Source organism: Streptomyces sp. TLI_55, assembly GCF_900206255.1.
In the GTDB taxonomy this organism is placed as follows: Bacteria; Actinomycetota; Actinomycetes; order Streptomycetales; family Streptomycetaceae; genus Streptomyces; species Streptomyces aquilus.
In genome coordinates this window covers 8,324,333-8,347,761 of record NZ_OAOJ01000001.1, presented here as the reverse complement: position 1 = coordinate 8,347,761, position 23,429 = coordinate 8,324,333, and the positions used below count along the sequence as shown (strand labels likewise).

21 protein-coding genes are annotated in these 23,429 nt (G+C 72.1%); 8 read left to right on the top strand and 13 right to left on the bottom strand.

Annotated features, from left to right (window positions below):
* Positions 1-7 precede the first annotated feature (7 nt).
* From CRP56_RS38205 to CRP56_RS38195, 3 genes are all read right to left on the bottom strand, one after another.
* Positions 8-970, bottom strand: coding sequence for a phosphotransferase enzyme family protein (locus CRP56_RS38205; protein ID WP_179851219.1), 963 nt, complete (start codon positions 968-970; stop codon positions 8-10).
* Positions 971-1,021: 51 nt separating this feature from the next.
* Positions 1,022-1,348 (bottom strand): hypothetical protein, encoded by a 327-nt coding sequence (locus CRP56_RS38200; RefSeq protein WP_097271981.1) that lies wholly within the window; start codon positions 1,346-1,348, stop codon positions 1,022-1,024.
* 70 nt (positions 1,349-1,418) lie between these two features.
* Positions 1,419-2,318, bottom strand: a complete 900-nt coding sequence (locus CRP56_RS38195) for a GNAT family N-acetyltransferase (RefSeq protein ID WP_097271979.1) — start codon at positions 2,316-2,318, stop codon at positions 1,419-1,421.
* A 278-nt stretch (positions 2,319-2,596) separates the two neighbouring features.
* Here CRP56_RS38195 and CRP56_RS38190 point away from each other — a divergent pair, with 278 nt between their 5' ends.
* The gene (locus CRP56_RS38190; protein WP_097271977.1) at positions 2,597-3,145 is read left to right on the top strand and encodes a hypothetical protein; all 549 of its coding nucleotides are present in this window, start codon (positions 2,597-2,599) and stop codon (positions 3,143-3,145) included.
* Positions 3,146-3,193: 48 nt separating this feature from the next.
* Positions 3,194-4,270, top strand: a complete 1,077-nt coding sequence (locus CRP56_RS38185; RefSeq protein ID WP_257041530.1) for a PP2C family protein-serine/threonine phosphatase — start codon at positions 3,194-3,196, stop codon at positions 4,268-4,270.
* Between the two features lie 5 nt (positions 4,271-4,275).
* Here CRP56_RS38185 and CRP56_RS38180 read toward each other — a convergent pair whose 3' ends face one another.
* Positions 4,276-6,525 carry an MMPL family transporter gene (locus CRP56_RS38180; RefSeq protein WP_097271975.1) on the bottom strand — a complete coding sequence of 750 codons (2,250 nt, stop codon included), beginning with the start codon at positions 6,523-6,525 and terminating at the stop codon, positions 4,276-4,278.
* Positions 6,526-6,667: 142 nt separating this feature from the next.
* Between CRP56_RS38180 and CRP56_RS38175 the strand changes: the two genes are divergently transcribed.
* Positions 6,668-6,874 carry a hypothetical protein gene (locus CRP56_RS38175; RefSeq protein ID WP_097271973.1) on the top strand — a complete coding sequence of 69 codons (207 nt, stop codon included), beginning with the start codon at positions 6,668-6,670 and terminating at the stop codon, positions 6,872-6,874.
* A 36-nt stretch (positions 6,875-6,910) separates the two neighbouring features.
* Here CRP56_RS38175 and CRP56_RS38170 read toward each other — a convergent pair whose 3' ends face one another.
* A complete protein-coding gene (locus tag CRP56_RS38170) occupies positions 6,911-8,041 on the bottom strand; it encodes a sulfite oxidase (RefSeq protein ID WP_097271971.1) in 1,131 nt (376 codons plus the stop codon).
* A gap of 115 nt (positions 8,042-8,156) precedes the next feature.
* On the opposite strand from CRP56_RS38170, the gene sthA reads away from it, so the two are divergent.
* The 3 genes from sthA (at position 8,157) to CRP56_RS38155 (ending at position 12,292) form a co-directional block, all read left to right on the top strand.
* Positions 8,157-9,566, top strand: coding sequence for a Si-specific NAD(P)(+) transhydrogenase (gene sthA / locus CRP56_RS38165; RefSeq protein ID WP_097271969.1), 1,410 nt, complete (start codon positions 8,157-8,159; stop codon positions 9,564-9,566).
* A 291-nt stretch (positions 9,567-9,857) separates the two neighbouring features.
* On the top strand, positions 9,858-11,330 hold the full coding sequence (locus CRP56_RS38160; protein WP_097271967.1) for an APC family permease: 1,473 nt from the start codon (positions 9,858-9,860) through the stop codon (positions 11,328-11,330).
* An 11-nt stretch (positions 11,331-11,341) separates the two neighbouring features.
* Positions 11,342-12,292, top strand: coding sequence for a hypothetical protein (locus CRP56_RS38155; RefSeq protein WP_097271965.1), 951 nt, complete (start codon positions 11,342-11,344; stop codon positions 12,290-12,292).
* Positions 12,293-12,298: 6 nt separating this feature from the next.
* Here CRP56_RS38155 and CRP56_RS38150 read toward each other — a convergent pair whose 3' ends face one another.
* From CRP56_RS38150 to CRP56_RS38130, 5 genes are all read right to left on the bottom strand, one after another.
* Entirely contained in the window at positions 12,299-13,438 is a 1,140-nt protein-coding gene (locus CRP56_RS38150) for a HoxN/HupN/NixA family nickel/cobalt transporter (protein WP_179851218.1), read from the bottom strand.
* Between the two features lie 133 nt (positions 13,439-13,571).
* Positions 13,572-14,426 carry a proteasome subunit beta gene (prcB, locus tag CRP56_RS38145; protein ID WP_097271963.1) on the bottom strand — a complete coding sequence of 285 codons (855 nt, stop codon included), beginning with the start codon at positions 14,424-14,426 and terminating at the stop codon, positions 13,572-13,574.
* 77 nt (positions 14,427-14,503) lie between these two features.
* Positions 14,504-15,439 (bottom strand): lysylphosphatidylglycerol synthase transmembrane domain-containing protein, encoded by a 936-nt coding sequence (locus CRP56_RS38140; protein ID WP_097271961.1) that lies wholly within the window; start codon positions 15,437-15,439, stop codon positions 14,504-14,506.
* A gap of 226 nt (positions 15,440-15,665) precedes the next feature.
* A complete protein-coding gene (locus tag CRP56_RS38135; protein WP_097271959.1) occupies positions 15,666-17,138 on the bottom strand; it encodes a hypothetical protein in 1,473 nt (490 codons plus the stop codon).
* Positions 17,139-17,305: 167 nt separating this feature from the next.
* Positions 17,306-17,737 (bottom strand): YybH family protein, encoded by a 432-nt coding sequence (locus tag CRP56_RS38130; protein WP_097271957.1) that lies wholly within the window; start codon positions 17,735-17,737, stop codon positions 17,306-17,308.
* Between the two features lie 91 nt (positions 17,738-17,828).
* On the opposite strand from CRP56_RS38130, the gene CRP56_RS38125 reads away from it, so the two are divergent.
* Positions 17,829-18,500, top strand: a complete 672-nt coding sequence (locus tag CRP56_RS38125; protein WP_097271954.1) for a nucleoside/nucleotide kinase family protein — start codon at positions 17,829-17,831, stop codon at positions 18,498-18,500.
* A 29-nt stretch (positions 18,501-18,529) separates the two neighbouring features.
* On the opposite strand, the gene CRP56_RS38120 is transcribed toward CRP56_RS38125, so the two are convergent.
* Positions 18,530-18,904 carry a winged helix-turn-helix transcriptional regulator gene (locus CRP56_RS38120; RefSeq protein WP_373559728.1) on the bottom strand — a complete coding sequence of 125 codons (375 nt, stop codon included), beginning with the start codon at positions 18,902-18,904 and terminating at the stop codon, positions 18,530-18,532.
* Between the two features lie 97 nt (positions 18,905-19,001).
* On the opposite strand from CRP56_RS38120, the gene CRP56_RS38115 reads away from it, so the two are divergent.
* The gene (locus CRP56_RS38115; RefSeq protein WP_097271952.1) at positions 19,002-19,847 is read left to right on the top strand and encodes an NAD(P)H-binding protein; all 846 of its coding nucleotides are present in this window, start codon (positions 19,002-19,004) and stop codon (positions 19,845-19,847) included.
* 45 nt (positions 19,848-19,892) lie between these two features.
* Here the strand turns inward: CRP56_RS38115 and CRP56_RS38110 are convergent, their stop codons facing one another.
* On the bottom strand, positions 19,893-21,722 hold the full coding sequence (locus tag CRP56_RS38110) for a hypothetical protein (RefSeq protein ID WP_097271950.1): 1,830 nt from the start codon (positions 21,720-21,722) through the stop codon (positions 19,893-19,895).
* A 13-nt stretch (positions 21,723-21,735) separates the two neighbouring features.
* Positions 21,736-23,427, bottom strand: a complete 1,692-nt coding sequence (locus CRP56_RS38105) for a hypothetical protein (RefSeq protein WP_097271948.1) — start codon at positions 23,425-23,427, stop codon at positions 21,736-21,738.
* Positions 23,428-23,429 lie beyond the last annotated feature (2 nt).

Here is a 23,429-nt window from a genome sequence, read left to right as displayed (position 1 = left end):
CTGAGGCTCAGGTCCCTGCGGTCGTCGCGAGGCGGGTCACGGCAGCCGGGTCCGGCAGGGTCGCCAGGGTGTCGACGACCCTGTTGCTCGCGAACTCGCGTTGTTCCGGGGTCACTTCGGGGTCGATCGCGCACTCGGCCTGGACGTACACGAAATTCAGGTCCGTGGCGAAGAGCATCGAGAAGGAGTCGAGGCCCGTGATCCGGGCGGGGCCTCCGGCGTCCGTGTAGGCGCGGGTGAGGCGCCGGGCGGCCTCGGCGGAGAAGGCGTTGCCGCCCGCCCATACGTAGAGCGCGCGGGCGAGTTCACGTTCCGCCGAGATGACGCCGGCGTTGTCCCAGTCGATGAGGGTGGGGCCGGCCGGGCCGACCAGGACGTTCGGGGGCTGCATGTCGAGGTGCGAGGTCACCAGGCCGTCGGGGCCGGACGGTGTGACGTGCCGGGCCAGTTCGGGCATTCGGGTGTCGAGGAACCGGGCCAGCTCGTCCGCCCACTCCACCCCGGCCCGGCGCACGTCCTTCGACAGACGGGCCCAGTCGGCTTCCTGGGGACACTCCTCGTACCAGGCGTCCGGCGCCTCCGTGGCCCCTTCGCCGGCCCGGTGCAGGAGGGCCAGCGTGCGCCCGCACCAGCCGAGCGTCTCGGGGTCGGTGGGGTCGGCCGGGCTGCCGCCGACCCAGTCGTACACCTTGACGTAGGAACCGTCGAGCCGCGTGACGTGGGAGCCGTCGTGGTTGGGCAGCAGCCGGGGCGCGGAGGTCCCCAGTTCCTCGGCGGCGTCCCGCAGTGCGGCCTCGCGCCGTACCTGTCCCTCGTCGCAGCCGAAGAGCAGTTCCTTCACCGCCCACGTGGTGCCGCTTCCCGACAGCTTCCAGATCTGCCCCAGCGCCCCACGGGCGACAGAGGTCATGGTCCACGGTCCACCGCCGAGTCCGTAGTGGTCGGCGATGGCATCGGCTGCTCGCTGCACAGGGGTCCTCTCCACGGTCACGACGACCACCCAAGATCCCAGGTACGACGGCTAGTCGTCGAACGGTTTGTCGCTCCACCGGAACCAGGCCCGGTCCCCCTCGATGTGCAGCAGGAACTCGGGGACCGGGCCGTCCGGCGAGACCAGCGACACCCGCCGCCGGATCTCGTCGTAGACCCGCTCCCACTCCTCCCGGTGACCGTCGTCGTCCCGTTCGGCCAGGGCGAGTTCCCGCGCGAACAGTTCTCGTACGACGTCGTAGCCCGGCCCTGCCGTGAACTGGCCCGACAGCCAGGGGAAGTCGGCTTCGTCGATGAGGATCTCCCCCACCGGACCGTCGCCGCCGCGCACCTGCCAGACCTGACTGTCGAACCCCACTGCGCCTCCGTCACCCGGTGCCGATGCCTGCGTTCACCTTGTCATCCGGCACTGACGGAGGCCGTCGTGGCTACCGCGCGTCCGCCGGGAGATGGAAGTTGACCCGCTCCCGGGTCACGGGATAGCCGGCCTTGGCGAAGTGCGCGGCCATGGGGAAGTTGCCCTGGTCGGTCGCCGCGACGATGTACTCGGCGCCCTGCTCGACGAGGTAGTGGGTGCACTCGGTCAGCAGGTCGTAGGCGTAGCCGTGGCCGCGCTGTTCCGGGACGACGCCGATGAAGGCGATGATCGGGGCCTGGTGGTTGCGTGCGGGGATGTGGATGCCGGCCAGCTCTCCGTCCGGTGTGCGGGCGACCTGCCACCATTCGCGCGGGGAGGGGCACCAGCGGAAGAAGTCCAGTTCCTCCTGGGCCGCTCGGTCGAGGCCTCCTTCCTCGGCGGCCTTCTGGCTGTGGGCGTCGAGGGTGGCGGAGTGGATGCGGCGCAGCGCGTCGAAGAAGACGGCGTCGTCGGGCTCGGGGGCGTGGACGAGGCGGCCGGTCCGCTCGGGCAGGCCGCAGTCGGTGGTCCAGCGGTAGTGGAAGCGCTCGACGAGGAGTTCGTAGCCGGCGGCTCGCGCGGCGGCGAAGCGGGCCTCGACCGCGGGGCGCAGGGCCGGGTCGTCGCGCCAGCCGGGCGGCAGGCTGAAGTCGATGTCGACGCGCCAGGGCGCCGTGCGCAGAAGTTCCGCCGCCGCCTCGGTCTCCCCCTCGGCCAGGTCGAGGCGGTCGACGCAGAGCGGCTCGGTGTCGTCGGGGCCGCCCCACCAGGCGGCGCGGGCGACGACCCGGCCGTCGCGCAGGGCGATCCGCTGCCAGTCGGGGCGGTGCCGGGTCAGCGGATGCGCGGCGCGCACGCCGAGGGGGTCGGGAAGCGTGTCGTACTCATGGGCGGTGCTCTCGTCGAGCGCGCGGATGACCAGACCGGTCATGGGTTCCTCCGGGATACAGGCTGCGTGAAGCGCTCCCGGGAACTCAGACGTGCACGCCCGGGGCAACGGGAAGGGAGCGCTGGATGTCGGTGAACTGCATGGCACTCGCCTCCTTCCGTCGGTCCTGGGGCGTGACGTGGACACGTTAGAAGATCCATCGGGGAACGCGCCAGCGGTTTTTCCGTACCGCTCGCCTTCCGCCCGGACCGCCGCTCGTGTTCAAGGGCGAGCGGGGCACTCGGTGACGGTCGGAGCAGTCCAGGCCCGGGAGGGACACCATGAACGTGCCGACACGGAAGTCCGTCGACGGTCCGGCGCGGCACAAAATGCTGGACATCTACCTCAACGACCATCTGGCCGGCGCCACGAGCGGTACCGCGCTCGCCCGCCGCATGGCCAAGGAGCATCACGCGTCGGCATACGGCAACGACCTGGAGAAACTGGCGACGGAGATCGCCCAGGACCGCCGGGCGCTCGCCGCGCTGCTGAGGGACCTCGATGTTCCCGTGCGGCGCTACAAACGGGGCCTCGCCTGGCTGGCGGAGCGGATCGCGCGCGTGAAGCCCAACGGCCGGGTGCTGCGCCGCTCCGGCCTCGCCGTGCTGGTCGAGCTGGAGGCCCTGCGGCTGGGCGTGCAGGGCAAGGCGTCGCTCTGGCGCGCGCTGCTGCCGGTGTCGGCGCTGGAGCCGCGTCTGGACGCCGATCGGCTCGAACAGCTGCTGCGCAGGGCGGAGCAGCAGATCAAGACCCTGGACGCCCTGCACGCCAGGGCGGTCGTGCAGGTGTTCCGGCTGCATCCCCGGCCCACGCCTCACCCGGCGCCCTGACGACCCCCTCGGCATGCGTCCCACCCCCGTACGGAGGACCGTGGAGGCGTGGGCAAGGAGCGGGAGGCGGAGCAGGAGGGCTGGTTGCGCGGGGCGCCGCCGCCCGGGTGGGTGCGGGTGTTGCCCGTCGCGTTGTTGGCGGGAGTGTGCGCGGCGACCCTCGCGAGCCCCGAGCCGCTGGACATCGGCTTTCTGCTGGGCGCGATCCCCCCGCTGGCCGTGCTCTCGTACGGCCCCGCCGCGACGGCCGTCCTCGGTGGCCTCGTCGTGGCCGTCCTGGTCGCCCCGGCGTTCCGGCTCGACGACCCCGGCAACACCGACCTGCTCACCGTGGGGTTCGTCGCGGCACTGAGCGTGGTCGTGTCCTTCGTCCGCAGCCACCGTGACGCCCAACTGGTCACCGAGCGGGCGGTGGCCGAGGCGGCGCAGCGGGCGGTCGTGCCGCCGTTGCCCGCGCGGGTGGGGCCCGTGGGGTGTGCGGGGCTGTACCGGGCGGCGCAGCGCGGCACGCTCGTCGGCGGCGACTTCTTCGACGTACGCCGGGGGCCGCACGGCGTGCGGGCGGTCATGGGGGACGTCCAGGGGCACGGGCTGGCGGCCGTGGCCACCGTCGCCTCGCTGCTGGGCGCGTTCCGGGAGGCGGTGCTGGACGAGCCGGACCCGGAGTCGGTGGCGGCGCGCCTGGACCGCCGGCTGGTGGTGGACTCGGCGGACGTGCCGCACGCCGAGCTGTTCGCGACCGCCGTACTGCTGGACTTCGCCGCCGACGCCCGGTCCGTCCGGATCGTGGTGTGCGGGCATCCGGCACCCGTGCTGCTGCGCGAGGGGCGGGCCGTCGAGCTGGAGGTGGCGGCGGGCGTGCCGCTGGGACTGGGGCTGGGCGGCGCCGGGTCCCCGGCCGGGCTCACCCTGCCGCTGCTGAGCGGTGACCGGCTCTTCCTGGCGTCCGACGGCGTCACCGAGGCCAGGGATGGGGGCGGGGCGTTCTATCCGCTCACCGAGCGGCTCACCGGCTTCATGGACCTGGAACCGGCGGTCCTGGTGGAGCGCGTGTGGCGGGACCTGCTCGGCCATGGCGGTACCGCCGTCGACGACGTGACGATGCTCGTCCTCAGTCCAGTCTGAGCTGCTCAGCCCTGCATGACCGTGGGCCGCTCCTCGGCCGACTCCGCCTCCCCCTCCGCGTCGATGTGCGGCAGCATCCGGTCCAGCCACCGGGGTGTCCACCAGGCGTGCGGGCCGAGCAGTGTCATCACGGCCGGCACCATCAGCAGCCGCACCACGGTCGCATCGATCAACACGCTCACCGCGAGGCCCAGCCCGAGCATCTTGACCACGATGTTGTCGCTGACGATGAACGCGGCGAACACGCTCACCATGATCAGCGCAGCACACGTGATGACCCTCGCGGTGATCTCCAGCGCGTGCGCGACCGACGCCTTGGCGTCCCCCGTGTGCAGCCAGGCCTCGTGGACTCGGGACAGCAGGAAGATCTCGTAGTCCATGCTCAGCCCGAAGATGATCGCGAACATCATCATCGGCACATAGCTCTCGATGGGCACCTTGCCCGAGACGCCGAGCGCGGGCCCGCCCCAGCCCCACTGGAAGACGGCGACGACGACACCGTAGGAGGCCGCGATCGACACGACGTTGAGGACGGCGGCCTTCAGGGCGACGAGCAGGCCGCGGAACACGGCGAGGATGATCAGGAAGGCCAGGGCGACCACCACGCCGATGATCAGCGGGAGCCGGCTCGCGACGATGTCGCGGAAGTCGACCTGGGCCGCGGTCGTGCCGGTGACGTATCCCTGGGCCTTGGTGCCGGAGACCGCGGCGGGCAGGGTGTCGTCGATCAGACGGTTCGTCAGGTCCGTGGTGGCGGCGCTCTGCGGCGACTGTTTCGAGTAGACGGTGCTGATCAGGACGTCGCCGTCCTTGGTGGGGGTGAGCGGGGTGACGAAGGCCGCGCCGGACACGCCGTCGAGGGTCTTGCCGGCCTGGGTGGCGAGGGAGGAGCGCTGCGAGGACGGTACGGAGGTCTGGTCGACGACGACGGTGAGCGGGCCGTTGGAGCCGGGTCCGAACGCGTCGGTCATCAGGTCGTAGGCGCGCCGGTCGGTGAAGGAGGTCGGGTCGGCGCCGTCGCCGATGTGGCCGAGCTGGATCGAGAACACCGGGATGGCGAGGACCACGACGGTCACCACGCCCGCGGCAAGATAGCGCAGCGGATGGTGTTCGACGCGCTGGGCGTAGCGGTGCCAGGTGCCCTGCGGGGTCTCCCCCGCCGCGGCGTCGGTCTCGGCGACGGGACGGCGCACCCGGTAGCGGTCGATGCGGGTGCCGATGAGCCCGAGCAGGGCGGGCACCAGCGTGAGCGCACCGAGCACCGCGGAGACCACCGTCACGGCGGCGGCCAAGCCCAGTTTGCTGATGAAGGTCACGCCGGACGCGGACAGGCCCGCCAGGGCGACGATGACCGTGCAGCCGGAGACGAGCACGGCGCGGCCGCTGGTGGCGTTCGCGCGGCCCGCCGAGGTCACGGGGTCGGCGCCGTCCATGAGGTTCTGCCGGTGCCGGGTGATCTGGAACAGGGCGTAGTCGATGCCGACCCCGAGGCCGATCATCGTGGCCAGGGTCGGCGAGACGGTGGCGAAGGTGAACGCGGCGGCGAGCAGTCCCAGACAGGCCAGCCCGCCGATCGCGCTGAGCAGAGCCGTCACCAGCGGCAGTCCGGCGGCGATCACGCTGCCGAAGCCGATGAGCAGGACGACGATCGCGACCGCGAAGCCGATCAGTTCGCTCACCCGGTCGTCCGCGGCGGGCCGCGCCAGTTCGCCGAGCGGTCCGCCGTACTCGACGTCGGCGCCGGCTGCCCGCAGCGGGTGCACCGCGCTGTCCACGCCGTGGAGGTAGGCGTCGCCGAGGGTGGAGGGCTGGACGTCGAAGCGGACGGTGACGTACGCCGTCTTCGCGTCCTTGGACAGCGGTCCGACCGGCGTGGTGGAGACGGTCAGGGGGTTCTGGACGGCCAGGACGTGCGGCAGCTTCTGCAGATCACCGACCGTCGTGGACATCTGGGAGTCCAGCGAGGTCAGCGGCTTCTGCGCGTCGTGCACGACGATCTGGCTGCTGTAGCCGCCGGCCGCCGGGTCGTGCTTCTTCAGGACGTCCAGACCTTGCTGCGACTGCACGTCCGGAAGGGAGAAGTTGTCCTCGTACTCGCCGCCGACGGACCGGTTGAGGATCTGGAGGGCGACGATGGCGACGAGCCAGGCCACGAGGACGATCACGAAATGCCGGGCGCACCACTGCCCCAGCCGCCGCAGTCCCCCGGTGGCGGCGGGCCCCCCGTCCCCTGGCGTGCTGCGGGTGGGTGCCATGGCATTCGCCTTTGCTCGCTACCCCCATTAGACGCCCGCCCGATCCCCCCGGCATCCGGGGCGGGCGTCTCTCCGGATGCAGACGGCGCTCCCCGGGTGAATGGTGATATCGGACCCGATGACGACCCGAGGAGCACACATCATGCCGACGTCACAGCCCGAAGCGGCCGGGCCCTCCGAGGACCGCGCCACCCCCGACGCCCTGCTGCACACAGGGGCCGGCTCCGAGGTGTCCCCCGAGGACGTGGTGCTCGCGGCCGGCCGCGACCTGACCCCGCGCAACCTGGAGTGGGCGCGGCGCAAGCTGGAGTCCGAGGGGCCGGCCGCGCTGGAGAAGCTGCTGCCGTAGCCGTACGACGTCCGGGCCCGGCTCGCGTCGGGCCCTTCAGGCGTGCGCGTCCTCGTCGAGGCAGAGGACGGGCACCCGCTGGACGAGGTTGACGGCGAAGCCGCCGCGGTTCCACGGCTGGTCCAGCGGCTGGGTGTGGCCGTCCGCGTCGGTGGCCCGCGCGGTCAGCGTGTGCTCGCCCGGGGTCGCCGTCCAGGTGGAGCGCCAGTGGCGCCAGGCCCAGCGGTGCCCCGCGTCCGGCTCCAGTCCGGCCTCCTGCCAGGTCTGTCCGGCGTCCGCGCTCACCTCGACGCGGGTCACGGGCGCCCGCCCCGACCAGGCGCGCCCTTCCAGCGGCACGGGGCCGGGCCGGACCACGCGGGTGCGGGACATGAAGTCCGGGAACCCCGGCGGGACCAGCAGGGCGCGCGGCGCGATCCGGGTGACGGGTTCGCCCGTGTCGCCGGGGTGCCGGCGCAGCCGGTAGGCGACGGACTGCTGGAATCCCTCGAACGCGGTGTCGGTGACGGTCACTTCGCGCAGCCACTTCACGTGCGCCATGCCGTACCAGCCGGGCACGACCAGGCGCAGCGGGCGGCCGTGCTGTGGTGGCAGCGGGGCGCCGTTCATGGCGTACGCCACGAGAACCTCGGGTTCGGTGCCGGTGGCCGTTCCGATCGGCAGGGCGCGCTGGTAGTCCTGTTCGACGCCGCGCTCCACGCCGTGGTCCGCGCCGGTGAACACCACGTCCGCGGCGCCCTGTTCGACGCCGGCCTCTTCCAGGAGCAGCCGCAGCGGCACTCCGGTCCAGTCGGCGGTGCCGACGGCCTCGACGAGCCAGGGCTGGCTGACCGGGCGGGGTGTCAGCAGGGCCCGGCCGTTGCCCGCGCACTCCAGCGTCACCCGGGTGGTGACCTGCGGGAACGCCCGCAGGTCGGCGGGGGTGAGGCGGAGCGGGCGGCGGACCAGGCCGCCGACGGTGAGCTGCCACTGCGTGTCGTCGGGGACGTACGGGATGTCGTAGTGCGTCAGCACGTAGTGCAGGCCCGGCGGGGTGACGTCGTAGCGCAGGGCTTCCAGGGGCAGTCCGTGGTTGCGGGTCGCGAGGGCGAGTTCGTCCCGGCCGATGCCCTCGTCGGGGGCGGCCAGCCGGGCGGGGGCGCTCACGTCGTCGAGTCGATGGCCCATGACGGCATTGTCGCGCCGCGCGGCGGACTCGGCACCCCGCCGCTCAACTGATCATCATCGACGAGGAGTTGTCCGCTCTTCCGGAGCGGGCCGTTGAACTGACACACTTCTGAGGGTGCCCGACTTCGACTTTGATCTGCTCGTCATCGGATCCGGCCCGGGTGGCCAGAAGGCCGCCATCGCCGCGGCCAAACTGGGCCGCCGGGTGGCCGTCGTCGACCGCCCCGACATGGTCGGCGGGGTCTCCATCCACACCGGCACCATTCCCTCCAAGACCCTGCGCGAGGCGGTGCTGTACCTCACCGGTCTCACCCAGCGCGATCTGTACGGGCAGAGCTACCGGCTGAAGGAGGACATCACCGTCGCCGATCTGACCGCCCGCACCCAGCACGTGGTCAGTCGCGAGGTGGACGTCATCCGCAGCCAGCTCTCCCGCAACCATGTCTCCCTCTACGCCGGAACCGGCCGTTTCGTCGACCCCCACACCGTCGCCCTGCGCGAGGTGACCGGTCAGGAACGTCTGCTGAGCGCCGAGCACATCGTCATCGCCACCGGCACCCGGCCGGCCCGCCCGGACAGTGTCGAGTTCGACGGGCGCACCATCATGGACTCCGACAACGTCCTCGCCCTGGAGCATGTGCCGCGCTCGATGGTCATCGTCGGGGCGGGCGTCATCGGTATGGAGTACGCGTCGATGTTCGCCGCGCTCGGCAGCAAGATCACCGTGGTGGAGAAGCGGGCCGGGATGCTCGACATCTGCGACGTCGAGGTGATCGAGTCGCTCAAGTACCACCTGCGGGACCTCGCCGTGACCTTCCGGTTCGGCGAGACGGTGGCCGCGGTGGAGCGGCATCCGCGCGGCACGCTGACGATCCTGGAGAGCGGCAAGAAGATCCCCGCCGACGCCGTGATGTACTCGGCGGGCCGGCAGGGCCTCACCGACGACCTCGACCTGGACAAGGCCGGCCTGTCGGCGGACCGGCGCGGCCGGATCACGGTCGACGAGTTCTACCGCACCGAGGTGCCGCACATCTACGCCGTCGGCGATGTCATCGGCTTCCCGGCGCTGGCCGCGACGTCGATGGAGCAGGGCCGCTCGGCCGCGTACCACGCCTTCGGGGAGCCGGTCGGGCGGATGCACCACCTCCAGCCGATCGGCATCTACACCATTCCCGAGATCAGCTTCGTGGGCCGGACGGAGGACCAACTCACCAAGGACAGCGTGCCGTTCGAGGTCGGTATCTCCCGTTATCGGGAGCTGGCCCGAGGACAGATCATCGGCGACTCGCACGGCATGCTGAAGCTGCTGGTGTCCCCCGAGGACCGCACCCTCCTCGGCGTGCACTGCTTCGGGACGGGCGCCACCGAGCTCATCCACATCGGCCAGTCCGTGATGGGCTGCGGCGGCACGGTCGACTATCTCGTCGACGCGGTGTTCAACTACCCGACGCTCGCGGAGTCCTACAAGGTCGCCGCCCTGGACGCCACCAACAAGCTCCGCCAGATCGACCGCATCGGCGACTGAGCCACAGCCTCCGGCTCCGCCCCGGGCAACCCTGCTGACCTGCGGCGGAGTTGGAAGCGGGAGATTCCCCTCCGGCCAATCTTGAAAGGCCGACGGGGAGGGCTATCATCACTCGCACACACGGTGTGACCGTCTGCCGACGCAGTGCTGAACGGTGTCTGCCGCCCCCCTTTGTGCCGCCCCTTGCCCGAGGCCATCCCTCGCCGTGGGAGGCGGGTTCCACCCCCCACCCCCCTACGCCGTCGGGGTTCTGGTCGCCCCCGCGTCGTGCACGACGGAAAGCAGCAAGTCATGAGCAACAACAGGGGCAGAGGGCTGCAAGCAGGCGCCCTCGGAACCTTCGACACGGTGGTGATGGCCGTCGCGGGCAGCGCCCCGGCGTACTCGATCGCCGCCACCACCGCCGTCCTCGTCGGTGCGGTGGGCCTCGCCAGCCCGGCCGCCCTGCTGTACTGCGCGATCCCCATGCTGGGCATCGCCCTGGCGTTCAGCCGGCTCAGCCGTATCGACGTGAACGCGGGCGCCAGTTACTCATGGGTGGGCCGAACGCTACACCCGTTCCTGGGCTTTCTGAGCGGCTGGGCGCTGGTGGTGTCGGCGACCCTCTTCATGGTGGCCGGCTCGCTGCCCGCCGGGTCGATGACGCTGGCCCTGTTCGACGAGGGACTCGCCGACAACACCGCGCTGTCGACGCTGGTCGGTGCGGGCTGGTTCGTGGTGATGCTGCTGGTGGTGCTCGGCGGCGCCCGGCTCACCGTCCGCGCCCAGTTGCTCATGTCCGGCATCGAACTCGCGATACTCGCCCTGTTCGCGGTGCTGGCCCTCTTCCACTCGGACAACGCCCGCGCCTTCGACTGGTCCTGGTTCGGCTTCGGCCAGTTCGACGGGGTGTCGGGCTTCGCGTCCGGGGCGCTCATCGCCGCCTTCTACTACTGGGGTTGGGACGTCACCAGCAACCTCTCCGAGGAGACCCGCAACAGCCGTCGTACGACCGGACTCGCGGGCCTGATCGGGGTGGGCGTGGTCTTCCTGCTGTTCGAGGCGTTCACCATCGCCGTGAACATGGTGCTGTCCTCGCGGCAGATCGAGGAGAACGACGCCAATGTGCTGGCCGTGCTGGGCGAGGAGATCTGGCCGGGCTGGGGCGGCAAGCTGCTGATCGTCGCGGTGATGCTGTCGACCATCGCCACACTGGAGACCACCCTCATCCAGGTCACGCGCTCGCTGTTCGCGATGGGCCGCGACCGTACGATGCCGGCCGCGCTCGGCAAGGTGCACCGCCGCTGGAACACGCCGTCGGTGGCCATCGGCGTGGTCGGCGTGGTGGCGCTGGTGATGCTGATCGCCTCCAACCTGCTGGGCACGGTGGGCGACATCCTCTCCGACGCGATCTCGGCGATCGGACTCCAGATCGCCGTGTACTACGGACTCGCGGGCCTCGCGGCGGTCGTCGCCTACCGCAAGACGCTGCTGAGATCGGCGGCCCACTTCCTGCTCGGCGGCCTGTGGCCGCTGCTGGGCGCCGTGTTCATGTTCTGGGTCTTCGTGGAGTCGCTGAGCGAGCTGAGCGCCGCCGCGGTCACCATCGGCATCGGCGGTCTCGCCGTCGGACTGCTGCCGATGCTCTGGTACTGGCGGCAGGGCAGCGACTACTACCGGCCCGCCGCACTCGACGCCACGCGCACCGTCGAGACGGACTACGTCCCCGACCGCCTCATGATCGCGCAGTCCCGTGCCCACGAGGGTCTCCCCACCGACTTCTGAGGGAGCCGGTAATGGCGCGAGACCGCTTCACCCTCGACTTCGACCCCGACTGCGGCGACACGGCCCTCACCGACGCCCGCCACGACATCGTCATCGGCCGCTGGCAGGGACTGCGGGAGCTGCTGCGCGCGACCGGCCCGGACTGGCTCAGCCGCGGCCACCGCGTCCGGCTGCTCGCGCAGGCCTGCGCGAGCAGTTCGACGGCCGAGTCCTGGCTGGCCGCCGAACCGCACAGCGCCGACGCGCTGGTGCTGCGGGCGGCGACGGAGACCGCCCGGGCGTTCAACGTGGCGATCGCCGCGGGCCGTGGCGTGCCGATCGACCAGCAGCGCATCGACACCGCCGTGCTCGCCTGCCTCCAGGCCGCCGACGCCTACCTCGACGATCCGACGCCATGGATCTCCCTGATCTCCGTCGCCCGGCTCTATCCGTCCGGGGTGCGCAGACAGGAACTGGCGCGCTGGTGGGACGAGTTGCACCGCCGCGACCCGTACAGCGTGGAAGGCCACCTCCAGATACTCCACTACTACTCGTCCCGCTGGCACGGCACGCACGGCCTGATGTACGACTTCGCCCGCGACGCCGCCGGGGTGGCCCCGCCGGGCTGCGCGCTGCCCGTCCTGGTCCAGTACGCCCGCGTGGAGGAGTACCGCTACGCCCTGGACGCGGCCCAGGGGCGCCGTTCCGCGGTCGGTCTCGCCGAGCACTGGAGCAACGACGGCGCCGTCGGCGACGTACGCCGCACCTGGCACCGCTGGTTCGCCGACAGCCCGCGGGCCGTCGCCCCCGGTGAGCTGCGCGACCTCAACTACCTGACCCACGCGGCCTGTCACGCGGGCCTGACGGACATCGCGGGCCCACTGCTGCGTGTCCAGGGCGCCCTCGCCACGCGCACTCCCTGGTCGTACACGGGAGATCCGGAGAGGCAGATGGTGAAGTGGCGCAAGGAACTTCGGCTGTGAGCGGGGTCAGTCCGCCAGATCCGCCGTCCACTTCTCCTCGATCCGGCCGGCCTTCCACACCACCAGCGCGACGATCCAGGTCAGCACGAACAGGCCTACGACGGCGAAGCCGAGGGTGTTGAGGTCGAGGCCGGAGACCCAGGTCCAGAACGGGCCGTGCAGGTCGAGCTTCTCGGCGAGCAGGCCGAGGAGTTCGACCGTGCCGATCAGCAGGGCGACGGCGACGGACAGGCCGGTGATGGTGAGGTTGTAGTAGACCTTGCGGACCGGCTGGGAGAAGGCCCAGCCATAGGCGAAGTTCATGAACGTGCCGTCGATCGTGTCCAGCAGGGACATCCCGGCCGCGAACAGGACGGGCAGGCACAGGATCGCGTACCAGGGCAGCCCGGACGCGGCGCCCGAGCCGGCCAGGACGAGCAGGGCGACCTCGGTGGCGGTGTCGAAGCCGAGGCCGAAGAGGAGGCCGAGCGGATACATCTGCCACGGCTTGGTGACCGACCCCATGACCCGGCCCAGGAGCCGGTTCATGAAGCCGCGGTTGTTCAGGTGCTCCTCCAGCGCGGTCTCGTCGAAGTCTCCCGAGCGCATCCGGCGGAACACCTTCCAGATCCCGGCCAGGATCACGAGGTTGATGCCGGCGATGACGTACAGGAAGGTCCCGGAGATCGTCGTACCGATCAGGCCCGTGACGTCGTGCAGCGAGGAGTCGTCGTCGCGGACCGGGCCCGCGAGGGCCTTCATGCCCAGCGAGAGCAGGAAGGTCAGGCCGAAGACGACGCTGGAGTGGCCGAGCGAGAACCAGAAGCCGACCGACAGCGGCCGCTTGCCCTCCCCCATCAGCTTGCGGGTGGTGTTGTCGATCGCGGCGATGTGGTCGGCGTCGAACGCGTGCCGCATGCCGAGGGTGTACGCGGTGACGCCGATGCCGATGCCGAAGGACTTCGTGCCGACGCTGTAGTGCTCGGGCGCCACGAGGACGACCAGGGTGAACCAGCCGATGACGTGCAGGGCGAGGATGAACGCGGCCATCCCCCCGACCCTGATCCACTCCTCACGCGTCATGGAGCCGCGGACGCGTTGCCAGACCCCGGCGCTTGCGGTGGCCGAGGCGGGGAGGGGCGGAGCGGAGTCAGGGGCGACCGGCATCGGGAGGATCTTTCGTTCGGCGAAGCGGCCGCTACAGGCAGCCTTATGCCATCCTCCAGTAACTGCAACTCATGTGCAGTAAAGGCCGCGGCAGATCTTCCCCACGAGAGGGAAAAGAGCCTGGTGAAAGGGGTCAGGGTGTCGCGCTGGGGCCGTCCGGTCGGGCGCGGCGCTGCTCCACCATCTCCCGGCTGAGCTCCTCCGTCACCGGCTCCGCCAGCCGCTCGAAGCCGTCCTCGGTGATGACCGACAGGATCGGGAAGATGCGGCGGCTGATGTCGGGGCCGCCGGTCGCGGAGTCGTCGTCCGCGGCGTCGTACAGCGCCTGGAGCGCGGCGAGCGCGGCCTCGCGCCGGGACATGCCCCGCCGGAAGAGCTTCTTCAGCGCGCCCCGGGCGTACGGCGAACCGGACCCCTCGGCATGGAAGTCCTGCTTCTCGTACAGGCCCCCGGCGACGTCGAAGCTGAAGATGCGGCCCCGCTCGCCCTCGGGCGCCGCGTCGTCGTACCCGGTGAGCAGCGGCACGACCGCGAGACCCTGCATGGCCTGGCCGAGGTTCTGCCGGATCATGCCCGCCAGCCGCCTCGCCTTGGCGTTGAGGGTCATGGGGATGCCCTCGATCTTCTCGAAGTGCTTCAGCTCGACCTGGTACAGCTTCACCATGTCGAGGGCGAGACCGACGGTGCCCGCGAAGGCGACGGCCGTGTAGTCGTCGGCGGGGTGCACCTTCTCCAGGTCGCGCTGGGCGATGAGGTTGCCCATCGTGGCCCTGCGGTCGCCGGCGATGAGCACGCCGTCGCGGTAGGCGAGGGCCAGCACGGTGGTGCCGTGCGGGAAGCGGTCGGGGGCGGCACGGACGTGGTCCGGGAAGGGCTTGCGGGTGGGCAGCAGGTCCGGGCGGTGGGCGGTCAGGAACTCGGTGAAGGACGAGGTCCCGGGAGTGAAGAACTCCTCCCCCAGCCGCCCGCCTTGGTCACTCGCCGTCATCGTGGTCCCCCCTGGTCGTCTCCGGGCCGACAAACGTGTCCTACCTGAAGTCCGCGGAGGGGAAACACGGGTGGGGCTCAGAGGGCTTTGCGGCGTACCAGTACGGCCAGGACCACCAGGCCCGGGATCAGCGGCAGCCACACCGTCAGCAGGCGGTAGCCGAGGACCGCGGAGGCGGCGGTCGCGCCCGGGGCGCCGCTCGCCGTGAGGGCGAAGGCGAGGGCGGCGTCGAGGGAACCGAGGCCGCCGGGCGTGGGCAACAGCGCGGCGGCGCTGCTGGCGGCGACGTACAGGAGGGCCACCCGGGCCGGGGGCAGGGAGAGGGCGACGGCTTGAGTGACGGCGATCAGGACGAGAGCGTGCAGGGCGGCGAAAGCCAGCTGGCCGCCCCAAAGTGCCGCCGCCCGGGGCGGGTTGGCGTGCACGGCCCTGATGTCCGCGAGGACGGTCGCGAGCGCGCGCCGACACCGGGACCAGGCCAACAGGAGGGTCACGCACGCGACGGCGGCGAACAGGGCGGCGAGGACCGCGAGGTGCGACAGCGGCATCTGCAGCATGCCGGGGCAGGCGACCACGAGGGTGACGGTCAGGACCACTCGGACGACCGCGGCGGCGGTCCCCTTGACGGCGAGGGCGCTCGCGGCGCGCCCCGCGGTCAGACCGCAGCGCATCAGAAAGCGGAGGTTCACCGCGCCGGCGCCGAGCCCGGCGGGCAGCAGGTGGTTGGCGGCACCGGCGGCGAACTGCGCGGCCACCAGCCGCCCTTGAGGCAACCGCGGTACGACCGCGCCCTGTTGGGCCAGCGCGGCGCACACCCAGGTCGCGGCGGCGGCGACCCCGCCCACCAGCAGCCAGCCCTGGTCGGCGACGGCGAGCCGCACGGCCCCGCGTTCCAGCGTCGGCCAGTGCCGCCGGGCCAGACAGGCGGTGCCGACGAGGACGGCGAGGGTGACGGCGGTCTGCCAGTAGACGCGTCTTCGAGACGGGCTGACGACGACCGATCCGGACGTCACCGCACACCATCCGCGAGACCTGGAGACGCCGACCACACGACCACCGCCCCGCCCCCGAACGGCTCAGGCGCCACGCGCCGCCGCGCTCCGCGCCGGACCGGCGCGGCCGCCATCCGCCACCAACCGCCGGGCCCGACCGGCACGGACGACATCCGACGCCACCCACCTGCCCCAACCGGCACCAACGCCATCCGCTGCCACCCACCGGCCCCACCCCGCTCGGGCGTCATTTGCCGCCCCCGTCCGGGCCCGGCGGTGCCAGTCGCACCAGTACCCCGTCCGTCTGGTACGGCGTCCAGTGGCGGGCGTACCGGGCCGTGGCGCCGTCCGGGGCGGTGAGGTACGCGACCGGGATGTGGCGGGCCGTGGCGCGGATCTCGGCCGCGGTGGAGTTGGCGTTGTGGCCGCCGGTCGCCGCGGAGGAGCAGCCGGTGTAGTAGGCGATGGGGATGGCCTCGTGCCCGGTGAGCAGGCAGGGCGGGCGGACTCCTAGGCGGTGCAGCTCGGCCGCGGTGCGCTCCCATCCCTGCCGGGAGGCGGTGGAGTTGGAGACCGCGCGGTGCAGGACGCTCACCTGGACGGCCAGATGCAGGGCGAGGCCGACGGCGAGGACGGTCGCGGCCACGGGACGCCACGTGCCGTTCGGCCTGGTGGCCAGGTACAGGAGCGCCTCGGCGACCGGCAGCGCGAGCAGCACGTAGGCGGGCAGCAGGAACCGCGGTGCGGCGTACCCGATCATGAACAGGTACGGGACGGCCGCGGTGACGGCACACGCGAGCGGCACCAGGGTGCGCTCGGTGCGGCCAGCACGGACGGCGACGACGAGCCCGAGCACGGCGAGCACCGGAAGGACGTACCACCACGCGGTGACCAGCGGATTCGGCATCGATCCGGTGCACGGCCGGCACAGCGCGCGCCCCGCCAGGCTGCGCATCTGGTCGTCGACGGCCATGTTCCAGCCGAGCCCGCCCTGGATGCGGGACGCCTCGTGCAGCCGCTCGGAGAGGCCGCCGAAGGAGACGTACGCCTCGATGATCCACTGCACCGCGCCGAGGGCGAGCCCCGTGACGAGCGCGGCGAGCGGCCGCCACCGCCGGGCCGCGACCGCGAACACGAGCAGGGGCACCGTCACCCACACCGCGTCCGTGGGCCGCATCCACGCCATGAGGGCGGCGCCAGCCAGGACACCCCACACGCGGCCCTTCAGGAAGCTGCCCACGGCGATCAGCGCGCCGATGGCGACCCAGTAGTTGGGCATGGCCTGCGGGCCGTAGAAGACCGTCACCCACAGGGAGGCGAACAGTGCCCCCGCGACGGCCAGGACGCGGAACCGGAACAGCCCGTGCCACACGCGCAGGCCGAGATAGAGGCCGAGGCCCGAGAGGACGGCGAGGTACACGCGCAGCAGCTCCGTGGACGTCGACCAGGAGGCGATCGGCGCCACCAGCAGGGAGACGCCGCGGGCGCGCGGGGCGCTGAAGAAGGCGGGCGGCGCGCCGGAGCCGACCTGGCTGACGTACACCGCTTCGTCCCAGCCGAGGCCCATCCCCGGCCGGACGAGCAGCAGTTGCGCGAGGACGAAGACCCCGGCGACGGCCGCGAGCAGCGCGTCGCCCCGCCAGTACCGGAACGTGATGGGCACGGTCACCCTCTCGCTCCGTCGTCCCTCGGCGAGCAGGGCATTCATGCCGTGCGCCATCGTCCACCCCTTACCCCGTCGATGCCACGGAGGTGCTCGGCTCTGGTCAGGAGCCGTAAAAAGAACAGAAACAGGGACAAATTAACCCGCAGCCGCGCCGTGCGCCGCACGATGTTCGCCCACTTGTATGACGATCGGTCATATGCTCAGGTTCCGGTTGGGGCGGGTCAGTCGTGGGGGAACGAGTGGTGCTCGTGCGCGACGAGCCAGCGCCCGTTCTCCTTGCGCAGACCGAAGGTCAGCCGCAGCCGCAGGGTGGGGTGTTCGGCGAGTTCCTCGGGGGTCGCGCAGCGCAGCAGCGCGTGGGCCCAGGCGACGTCGGAGCCTGCGGTGACGTCGAGGGTCTCGATGTCGAAGCAGGCGCCCTGGGCCTGCCAGGCGAAGAACGGGCGCCAGGCGGCGCGGTAGGCGGCGAGACCGTGGATGCCGTGGTGGGGCGCCGGTACGTCGTACATGACGAGGTCCTCGGCGTGGTCGGCGACGACGGCGTCGAGGTCGCCCCGGTGGACGGCGTCGGCCCACTTCGTGATCAGCGCGCGGATCTGCGCGGCGTCGCCGGTCCCGGCGGTCTCGTCGGTCCCGGTGGTCTCCTCGGACACGGTGGCGGCTCCCTCCTGCGTCCCCCTCTCACTCCATCTCCCTGCGTCCCGGGGAATGGGCGGCACATGCCCCGGTGGCACACTCTCCAGTGTGCCGCTGACATTCGACGACCTGCTCGTTCGCGCCCGTTCCCTCGCGCGGGGCGACCGGCGCGCGATCCTCGGCATCGCGGGCAGCCCCGGCGCGGGCAAGACGACGCTCGCCGAGACGCTGGTGCGCGAGCTGAACGCCGGCGGTGAGCCGTGGGTGGCGCATGTCCCGATGGACGGTTTCCATCTCGCCGACGTCGAACTGGACCGGCTGGGGCTGCGGGACCGCAAGGGCGCGCCGCCCACCTTCGACGCGGCGGGCTGTGCGGCGCTGCTGCGGCGGTTGCGCGCCGAAGAGGACGGCGACGACATCGTGTACGCGCCCGGCTTCGAGCGGGTGCTGGAGCAGCCGGTCGCCGGGGCCGTACCGGTGCCGCCCTCCGCCCGGCTGGTGGTGACCGAGGGGAACTATCTGCTGCTGGGCACGGGCGCGTGGCCGCGGGTGCGGGAGCAGCTGGACGAGGTGTGGTTCTGCGAGCTGGAGGAGGGCGAGCGGATCCGGCGCCTGGTGGCCCGGCACGAGGAGTTCGGCAAGGGGCACGAGGAGGCGGTGGCCTGGGTGCGGCGCACGGACCAGCCCAACGCCGAGCTGGTCGCGACGACCCGGGACCGGGCGGACCTGATCGTGCCGGTCGCCACGCTCGACACACCGGGGCGTCAGGCGGTGTCGTAGGCGCGCGGAACGGGCGGTGCGGCGAAGTGTCAGGCCTCGTCGTAGGCCTGTCTGGCCTCCTCCACCTCACCGAGGTGCTCGATCGACCACTCGGCCAGGTGCGCGAAGAGCGGGGCGAGACTGCGGCCCAGTTCGCTGATCTCGTACTCGACGCGCGGCGGCACTTCCGGGTGGTACGTCCGCACGACCAGCCCGTCCCGTTCCAGCTGGCGCAGCCGCTGGGTCAGCACCTTCGGCGTGATCCTGGTGATGCGCCGCTCCAGCTCGACGAAGCGCTGGCGGCCGTGCGCGTGCAGGCTCCACAGGATCGGGGTGGTCCAGCGACTGAACACGATGTCCACGACCGGGCTTATGGGGCAGGCGATTTCAGGTTCCGTGGCGGTGTCGGCGACCCGCATCCGCATCCCTCCGAGGTAGTCACTTTCCTCTAGGTACCTACTATATCCACGGTGTTAGCGTCCCTTCACCGGCAACAAGGCCGGTTTCACAAGGGAGTTGCTCATGATCGTGGTGACGGGGGCGACGGGGAACGTCGGCCGGGAGCTCGTCCGGAATCTGGCCGCGTCAGGTGCTCGGGTGACGGCGACGTCCCGGCGGATCGCCGAGGCGGAGGTGCCGGACGGAGTCCGGGTGCGGCGGGCGGAGTTGACCGACCCCGAGAGTCTCAGGCCCGTGGTCGACGGCGCGGAGGCGCTGTTCCTGCACGACGGCGGTCCCGTCGCGCATCTGCTCGATGTGCCGCATCTGCTGGACGTGGCCAAGGCCGGCGGGGTGCGGCGGATCGTGCTGCTGTCCTCGCTGGGCGTGCTGACCAGGCCGGAGTCGGCCTCGCACGGCGGCACGGGCCGCGGCATCGAGGAGGCCGTACGGCAGTCGGGCCTGGACTGGACGCTGCTGCGACCGGGCGGCTTCCACTCCAACGCGTTCCAGTGGGCGGAGTCGGTACGCGAACAGCGCACCGTCGCCGCGCCGTTCGGCGACACCGGGCTGCCCACGGTCGACCCGTCCGACATCGCCGCCGTGGCGGCGGTGGCCCTGCGCGAGGACGGACACGCGGGCCAGGCCTACGAGTTGACCGGTCCCGCGGTCGTGACGCCTCGTCAGCAGGCGGCGGCCCTCGGGGAGGCGGTGGGTGAGCCGGTCCGGTTCGTCGAGCTGGGCCGGGACGAGGCCCGGGCTCGGCTGCTGCGGTTCATGCCCGAGCCGGTGGCCGACACCACCCTTGACGTCCTCGGCGCACCCACGGCTGTCGAGCAGCGGGTCAGCCCCGACGTCGAGCGCGTCACGGGCCGGGCCCCGGGGGCGTTCGCGGACTGGGCGCGCCGGAACGCCGCCGCGTTCCGCTGAGGCACCCGGCGCGCGACCGAGATCACGTATGCAGCGACAACGAGGTCACGCGTGCAGCGTCAACTCCGGTTCCCCGTGGGCGTCTCCGGCTGCCTCGCCGATGACGGCCGTGAACGCCTCGGTGCGGACGGTCAGGCCGGAGGCGCTCTGCTCGAACGTCGGCAGGAACTGCCTGCCGGGTCCGTAGCGCACCGCGAAGACGTGCAGGTCCTCGGGCCCGTCCGGTACCGGCCCGGCCTCCAGGGCCGTCGAGGAGACCAGGTGCCGCCAGCCCTCGTCCGGGTTGCCGTAGCCCCGGGGGTCGGCGGCGAGGGCGAACGCCGCCTGTTCCTGGGTCTGCTGCGAACGGGCGTCGAAGTGGTCGACCCCTTCCGACTCGGGGTGCGTCAGCCGCAGTTCACCGGCGGCGACGACCTCGGCGTCGGAGGTACGGCGCACCCGGTCGCCGTCGTCCGCGGCGTACGGCAGCCCGGCGAGCAGATAGGGCGTGCCGGGGAGGCGTTCCACCGCGACGGTCATCCACAGGTTCGTGCCGTCGGTGACGTACAGGGACCGCACGTGCCGCAGGACGTGGTCGCGGCCGACGGCGGGCTTGGTGACGAGCTTGGCCGTGAGGCCGCCGGCGCGCAGGTCGCGGACGCGGACCTCGCCCATCGGCCGGCACAGCAGGAAGCCGTCGACGACCGGGCCGAAGCCGTGCTGGCGGTTGACGGCGGCGGGGAGGTAGTAGGTGCCGGCGGCCTCGACCAGCGCCGGGGTCATGCGGTCGTCGAAGGCCACCGAGACCGTCCCGGCGCGCAGTTGGTGCCGGGCGAGGGCGGTCGACGGCTCGCGGTGCCAGCGGGTGGTGTCCTGGATCTGCCAGATCAGCATCCACGCGAAGTGGCCGTCGACGCCTCCGTCGTCCTTGACCGCGTGCCGGGCCCAGCGGCTGTCGCCCCGGTAGCGGCCGAGGTCGGAGCCGATGCGGGCGCCGAAGTAGCGCAGTCCCAGGACCGATTCGAAGGCGGAGTGCTGCTCGCTGTAGCGCGGGCCGCCGTTGTCGAAGCCGCCGTTCGTCAGGCGGGCGTCGATGTAGCGGGCGAGCGCCTCACCGTCCTCGGCGAACATCTCCGCGCCGCTGACCCGGTGGGCCTGGGCGAGGAAGGACAGGGAGATCGGGCCGTAGTTGTTGTCGTACGCCCCGCCGTGCTCGGGCGGCAGCAGCGCGCCCCGGTCGGCGACCCGGTGGTCGCGGATCCTCTCGACGTACAGCTCTATGGCGCGGGTGCGCACCGACTCGCCTTCCTCCGGCGGGAGATGGCGGGCGAGCATCAGGCCGCCGACGACACAGCCGATCGCCTGGTTGCCGGCCTCCTGCGGGTTGAAGAAGGTCGCCTCGGTGAGCCAGCGCCAGTATCCGCGGGCCACGTCGAGGAGTTCGGCCCGCTGGGCGTCGTCGACCACACCGTCGGCCGCGTCGAGGAGGTTCACCGCCTGGAGCAGCGCCCACACCGTGCTCGGCCAGTCGCCGATGGGGTGGGCACCGGCGGCGAGCGTGTAACGGGCGTATGGCAGACCGGAGTTGCGGACCCTGAGGTTCGGGTAGCCGGGGTTGTCGTCGACGTAGACGCGCTCGCGCAGATGGAAGGCGAGGCTGCGGCGGACCGCCTCCGGCAGCCGGTCGTCCTTGGTGCGCTGCCAGGCGAAGGCGAGCAGTGAGGTGATGCCGAGGGAGGTGTCGCCGATGTCGTCGTCGCAGTCGGGGTGTTCGAGACTGCCCTCGGGGGTGAGGCGGGCGAGGGCCTGCTCGGTGACGTCGGCGAGGACGGCGTCGTAGGCCTCGGGGGTGTCCGGCAGGTCGTGCAGCGGGCCGAGCTGGCGGGGGAGGTGCAAGGAGATCAGCCCTTCATGCGTGAGAGGTGGCGCGCAGTGTGAGGGTCAGGGTCTGCGGTCCGTGCCCACCGAGGTAGACGCGGTTCCCGGTGGTCGCGTCGGTGCCGCCGGCCACGGTGTAGTCCTGCCCCGGGTCGTAGCGCAGTACGTCGCTCCGGTCCGGTCCGGCGAGCGGTTCGCCCGTCTCGACGGCGGCCTCGACCCGGATCTCGTCGTCGCCGACGCGGTAGGTCACGGGCCCGGTCGTCATGCACCAGCGTCCGTCGCCGAGCGGTACGGCGCCCTGCGGCTCGCCGCCCGGCCGGAAGGTCAGTTCCAGGGCCCAGGGCACCGTGGGGCCGCTGATGTCGATGCGCAGGTCGGCCCCGTCGTCCCGCAGGTCGACCTCGACCCGGGTGGTGTGGGAGACCTCGTCCTGAGGGCGGTCGGGGAAGGCCATCGCCGCGGAGAAGCGGCCCTCGTCCACCAGGTGGTAGGCGCCGTCGTCGCGTCTGCCGTCCTTCGGGAGCGGCTGGTAGTAGGCGGAGGTGAGGGTCTCGGTGAGCCGGTAGCGGTGGTCGGCGAGCCGTTCCATGTCGGCGGCGCGGAACGGGCCCAGGTCGAAGAACGCCCGCGAGAGGCGGACCGCGTCGAGGACGGCGGCACCCGCGAACAGGCGCAGGAAGGTGGGGTTGCAGGCCAGGCCGGAGCGGATGCGCCGGTGCTCGGGCACGTCGGAGCCGCCGTACACCACGGTGTGCGCGCCGGCGGAGGCGTGGGCGGCGAGGCGTGCGGTGGGGAGGTAGCGGTCGCGCGGGAGCCGCTCCGCGTCCGAAGCCGGCAGGGTGCGGGCCAGATCCGGGGTGAGGAGGGTCTGGGCGAGCAGGTCGGGGTCGTGGACGCCGTCGGCGGCCGCCAGGCGGGCCGCGCGGGCGAAGTCGCCCCGGCCGGTGCGGACCGCGAGCAGCCGGTAGTGCGGCAGGTAGGGCCACAGCGCGAACGACATCCGCTGGTCCTGGCGGCGCGAGTGGACGGTCTCCACCGTGCCGTCCGGCCTGATCAGGTCCAGGGTCGCGGTGAGGTTGCGTTCGACGGCGGCCACCAGGCCGGGTCGCCCGAGCACCTCGGCGAGCAACAGCAGCGCAGGGTTGGTCACGACGGACGCGTAGACGGCGCTGCGTTCCGAGTACAGGCCCTCCGCGTCGATGTCGACGCCCTCGGCGAGCCACTCCTCGGCACGGGCGAGCAGCCGGTCGTCGGGGAACGACCGGTGCAGCCGGGCCAGCGCCGCCGACAGCTCCCAGCGGTGGTTGGGGGTGTGCACGCCACCGGTCAGGAGGCTTTCGGTGGCGGCGCCGGCGATCTCGGCGAGCGCCACCGTGACGTCGGCCAGTTCGGGCCCCGCGCCCGCGGCGAGGACGTACGCGTCGCACACGTCGTTGACGGTGAACGCGGAGTCCGGCGGCGACTGCACGTTGTCGCCGCCCGCGAAGAGACCGGAGGCCGTCTGCAGGGACCGCAGGGCACGCAGGTGGGTCAGCGCGCCGGCGACGGCCCGCTCGCTGCCGTGCAGGGCCGACTCCGGTGAGCGGTACGCCGCGACCAGCGTCTTCACCCGCCGGGCCAGGGCGCGGTGCGGCTCGATGAACTCCGCCGACGGGTCGGCCGACCCGTCGGCGGCGAGCGCCGCCGCGCGGACGAACTCGTGGTCGATCGCAGCGGGCAAGG

What these genes read in the sequence shown, in the direction of transcription:
- CRP56_RS38175 (WP_097271973.1), top strand. Translation starts at nt 6,668, where the DNA reads ATGCCGACGTCACAGCCCGAAGCGGCCGGGCCCTCCGAGGACCGCGCC.
- CRP56_RS38160 (WP_097271967.1), top strand. Translation starts at nt 9,858, where the DNA reads ATGAGCAACAACAGGGGCAGAGGGCTGCAAGCAGGCGCCCTCGGAACC.
- CRP56_RS38190 (WP_097271977.1), top strand. Translation starts at nt 2,597, where the DNA reads ATGAACGTGCCGACACGGAAGTCCGTCGACGGTCCGGCGCGGCACAAA.
- CRP56_RS38170 (WP_097271971.1), bottom strand. Translation starts at nt 8,041, where the DNA reads ATGGGCCATCGACTCGACGACGTGAGCGCCCCCGCCCGGCTGGCCGCC.
- CRP56_RS38150 (WP_179851218.1), bottom strand. Translation starts at nt 13,438, where the DNA reads ATGCCGGTCGCCCCTGACTCCGCTCCGCCCCTCCCCGCCTCGGCCACC.
- CRP56_RS38155 (WP_097271965.1), top strand. Translation starts at nt 11,342, where the DNA reads ATGGCGCGAGACCGCTTCACCCTCGACTTCGACCCCGACTGCGGCGAC.
- CRP56_RS38195 (WP_097271979.1), bottom strand. Translation starts at nt 2,318, where the DNA reads ATGACCGGTCTGGTCATCCGCGCGCTCGACGAGAGCACCGCCCATGAG.
- CRP56_RS38135 (WP_097271959.1), bottom strand. Translation starts at nt 17,138, where the DNA reads ATGGCGCACGGCATGAATGCCCTGCTCGCCGAGGGACGACGGAGCGAG.
- prcB (WP_097271963.1), bottom strand. Translation starts at nt 14,426, where the DNA reads ATGACGGCGAGTGACCAAGGCGGGCGGCTGGGGGAGGAGTTCTTCACT.
- CRP56_RS38120 (WP_373559728.1), bottom strand. Translation starts at nt 18,904, where the DNA reads ATGCGGATGCGGGTCGCCGACACCGCCACGGAACCTGAAATCGCCTGC.
- CRP56_RS38115 (WP_097271952.1), top strand. Translation starts at nt 19,002, where the DNA reads ATGATCGTGGTGACGGGGGCGACGGGGAACGTCGGCCGGGAGCTCGTC.
- CRP56_RS38180 (WP_097271975.1), bottom strand. Translation starts at nt 6,525, where the DNA reads ATGGCACCCACCCGCAGCACGCCAGGGGACGGGGGGCCCGCCGCCACC.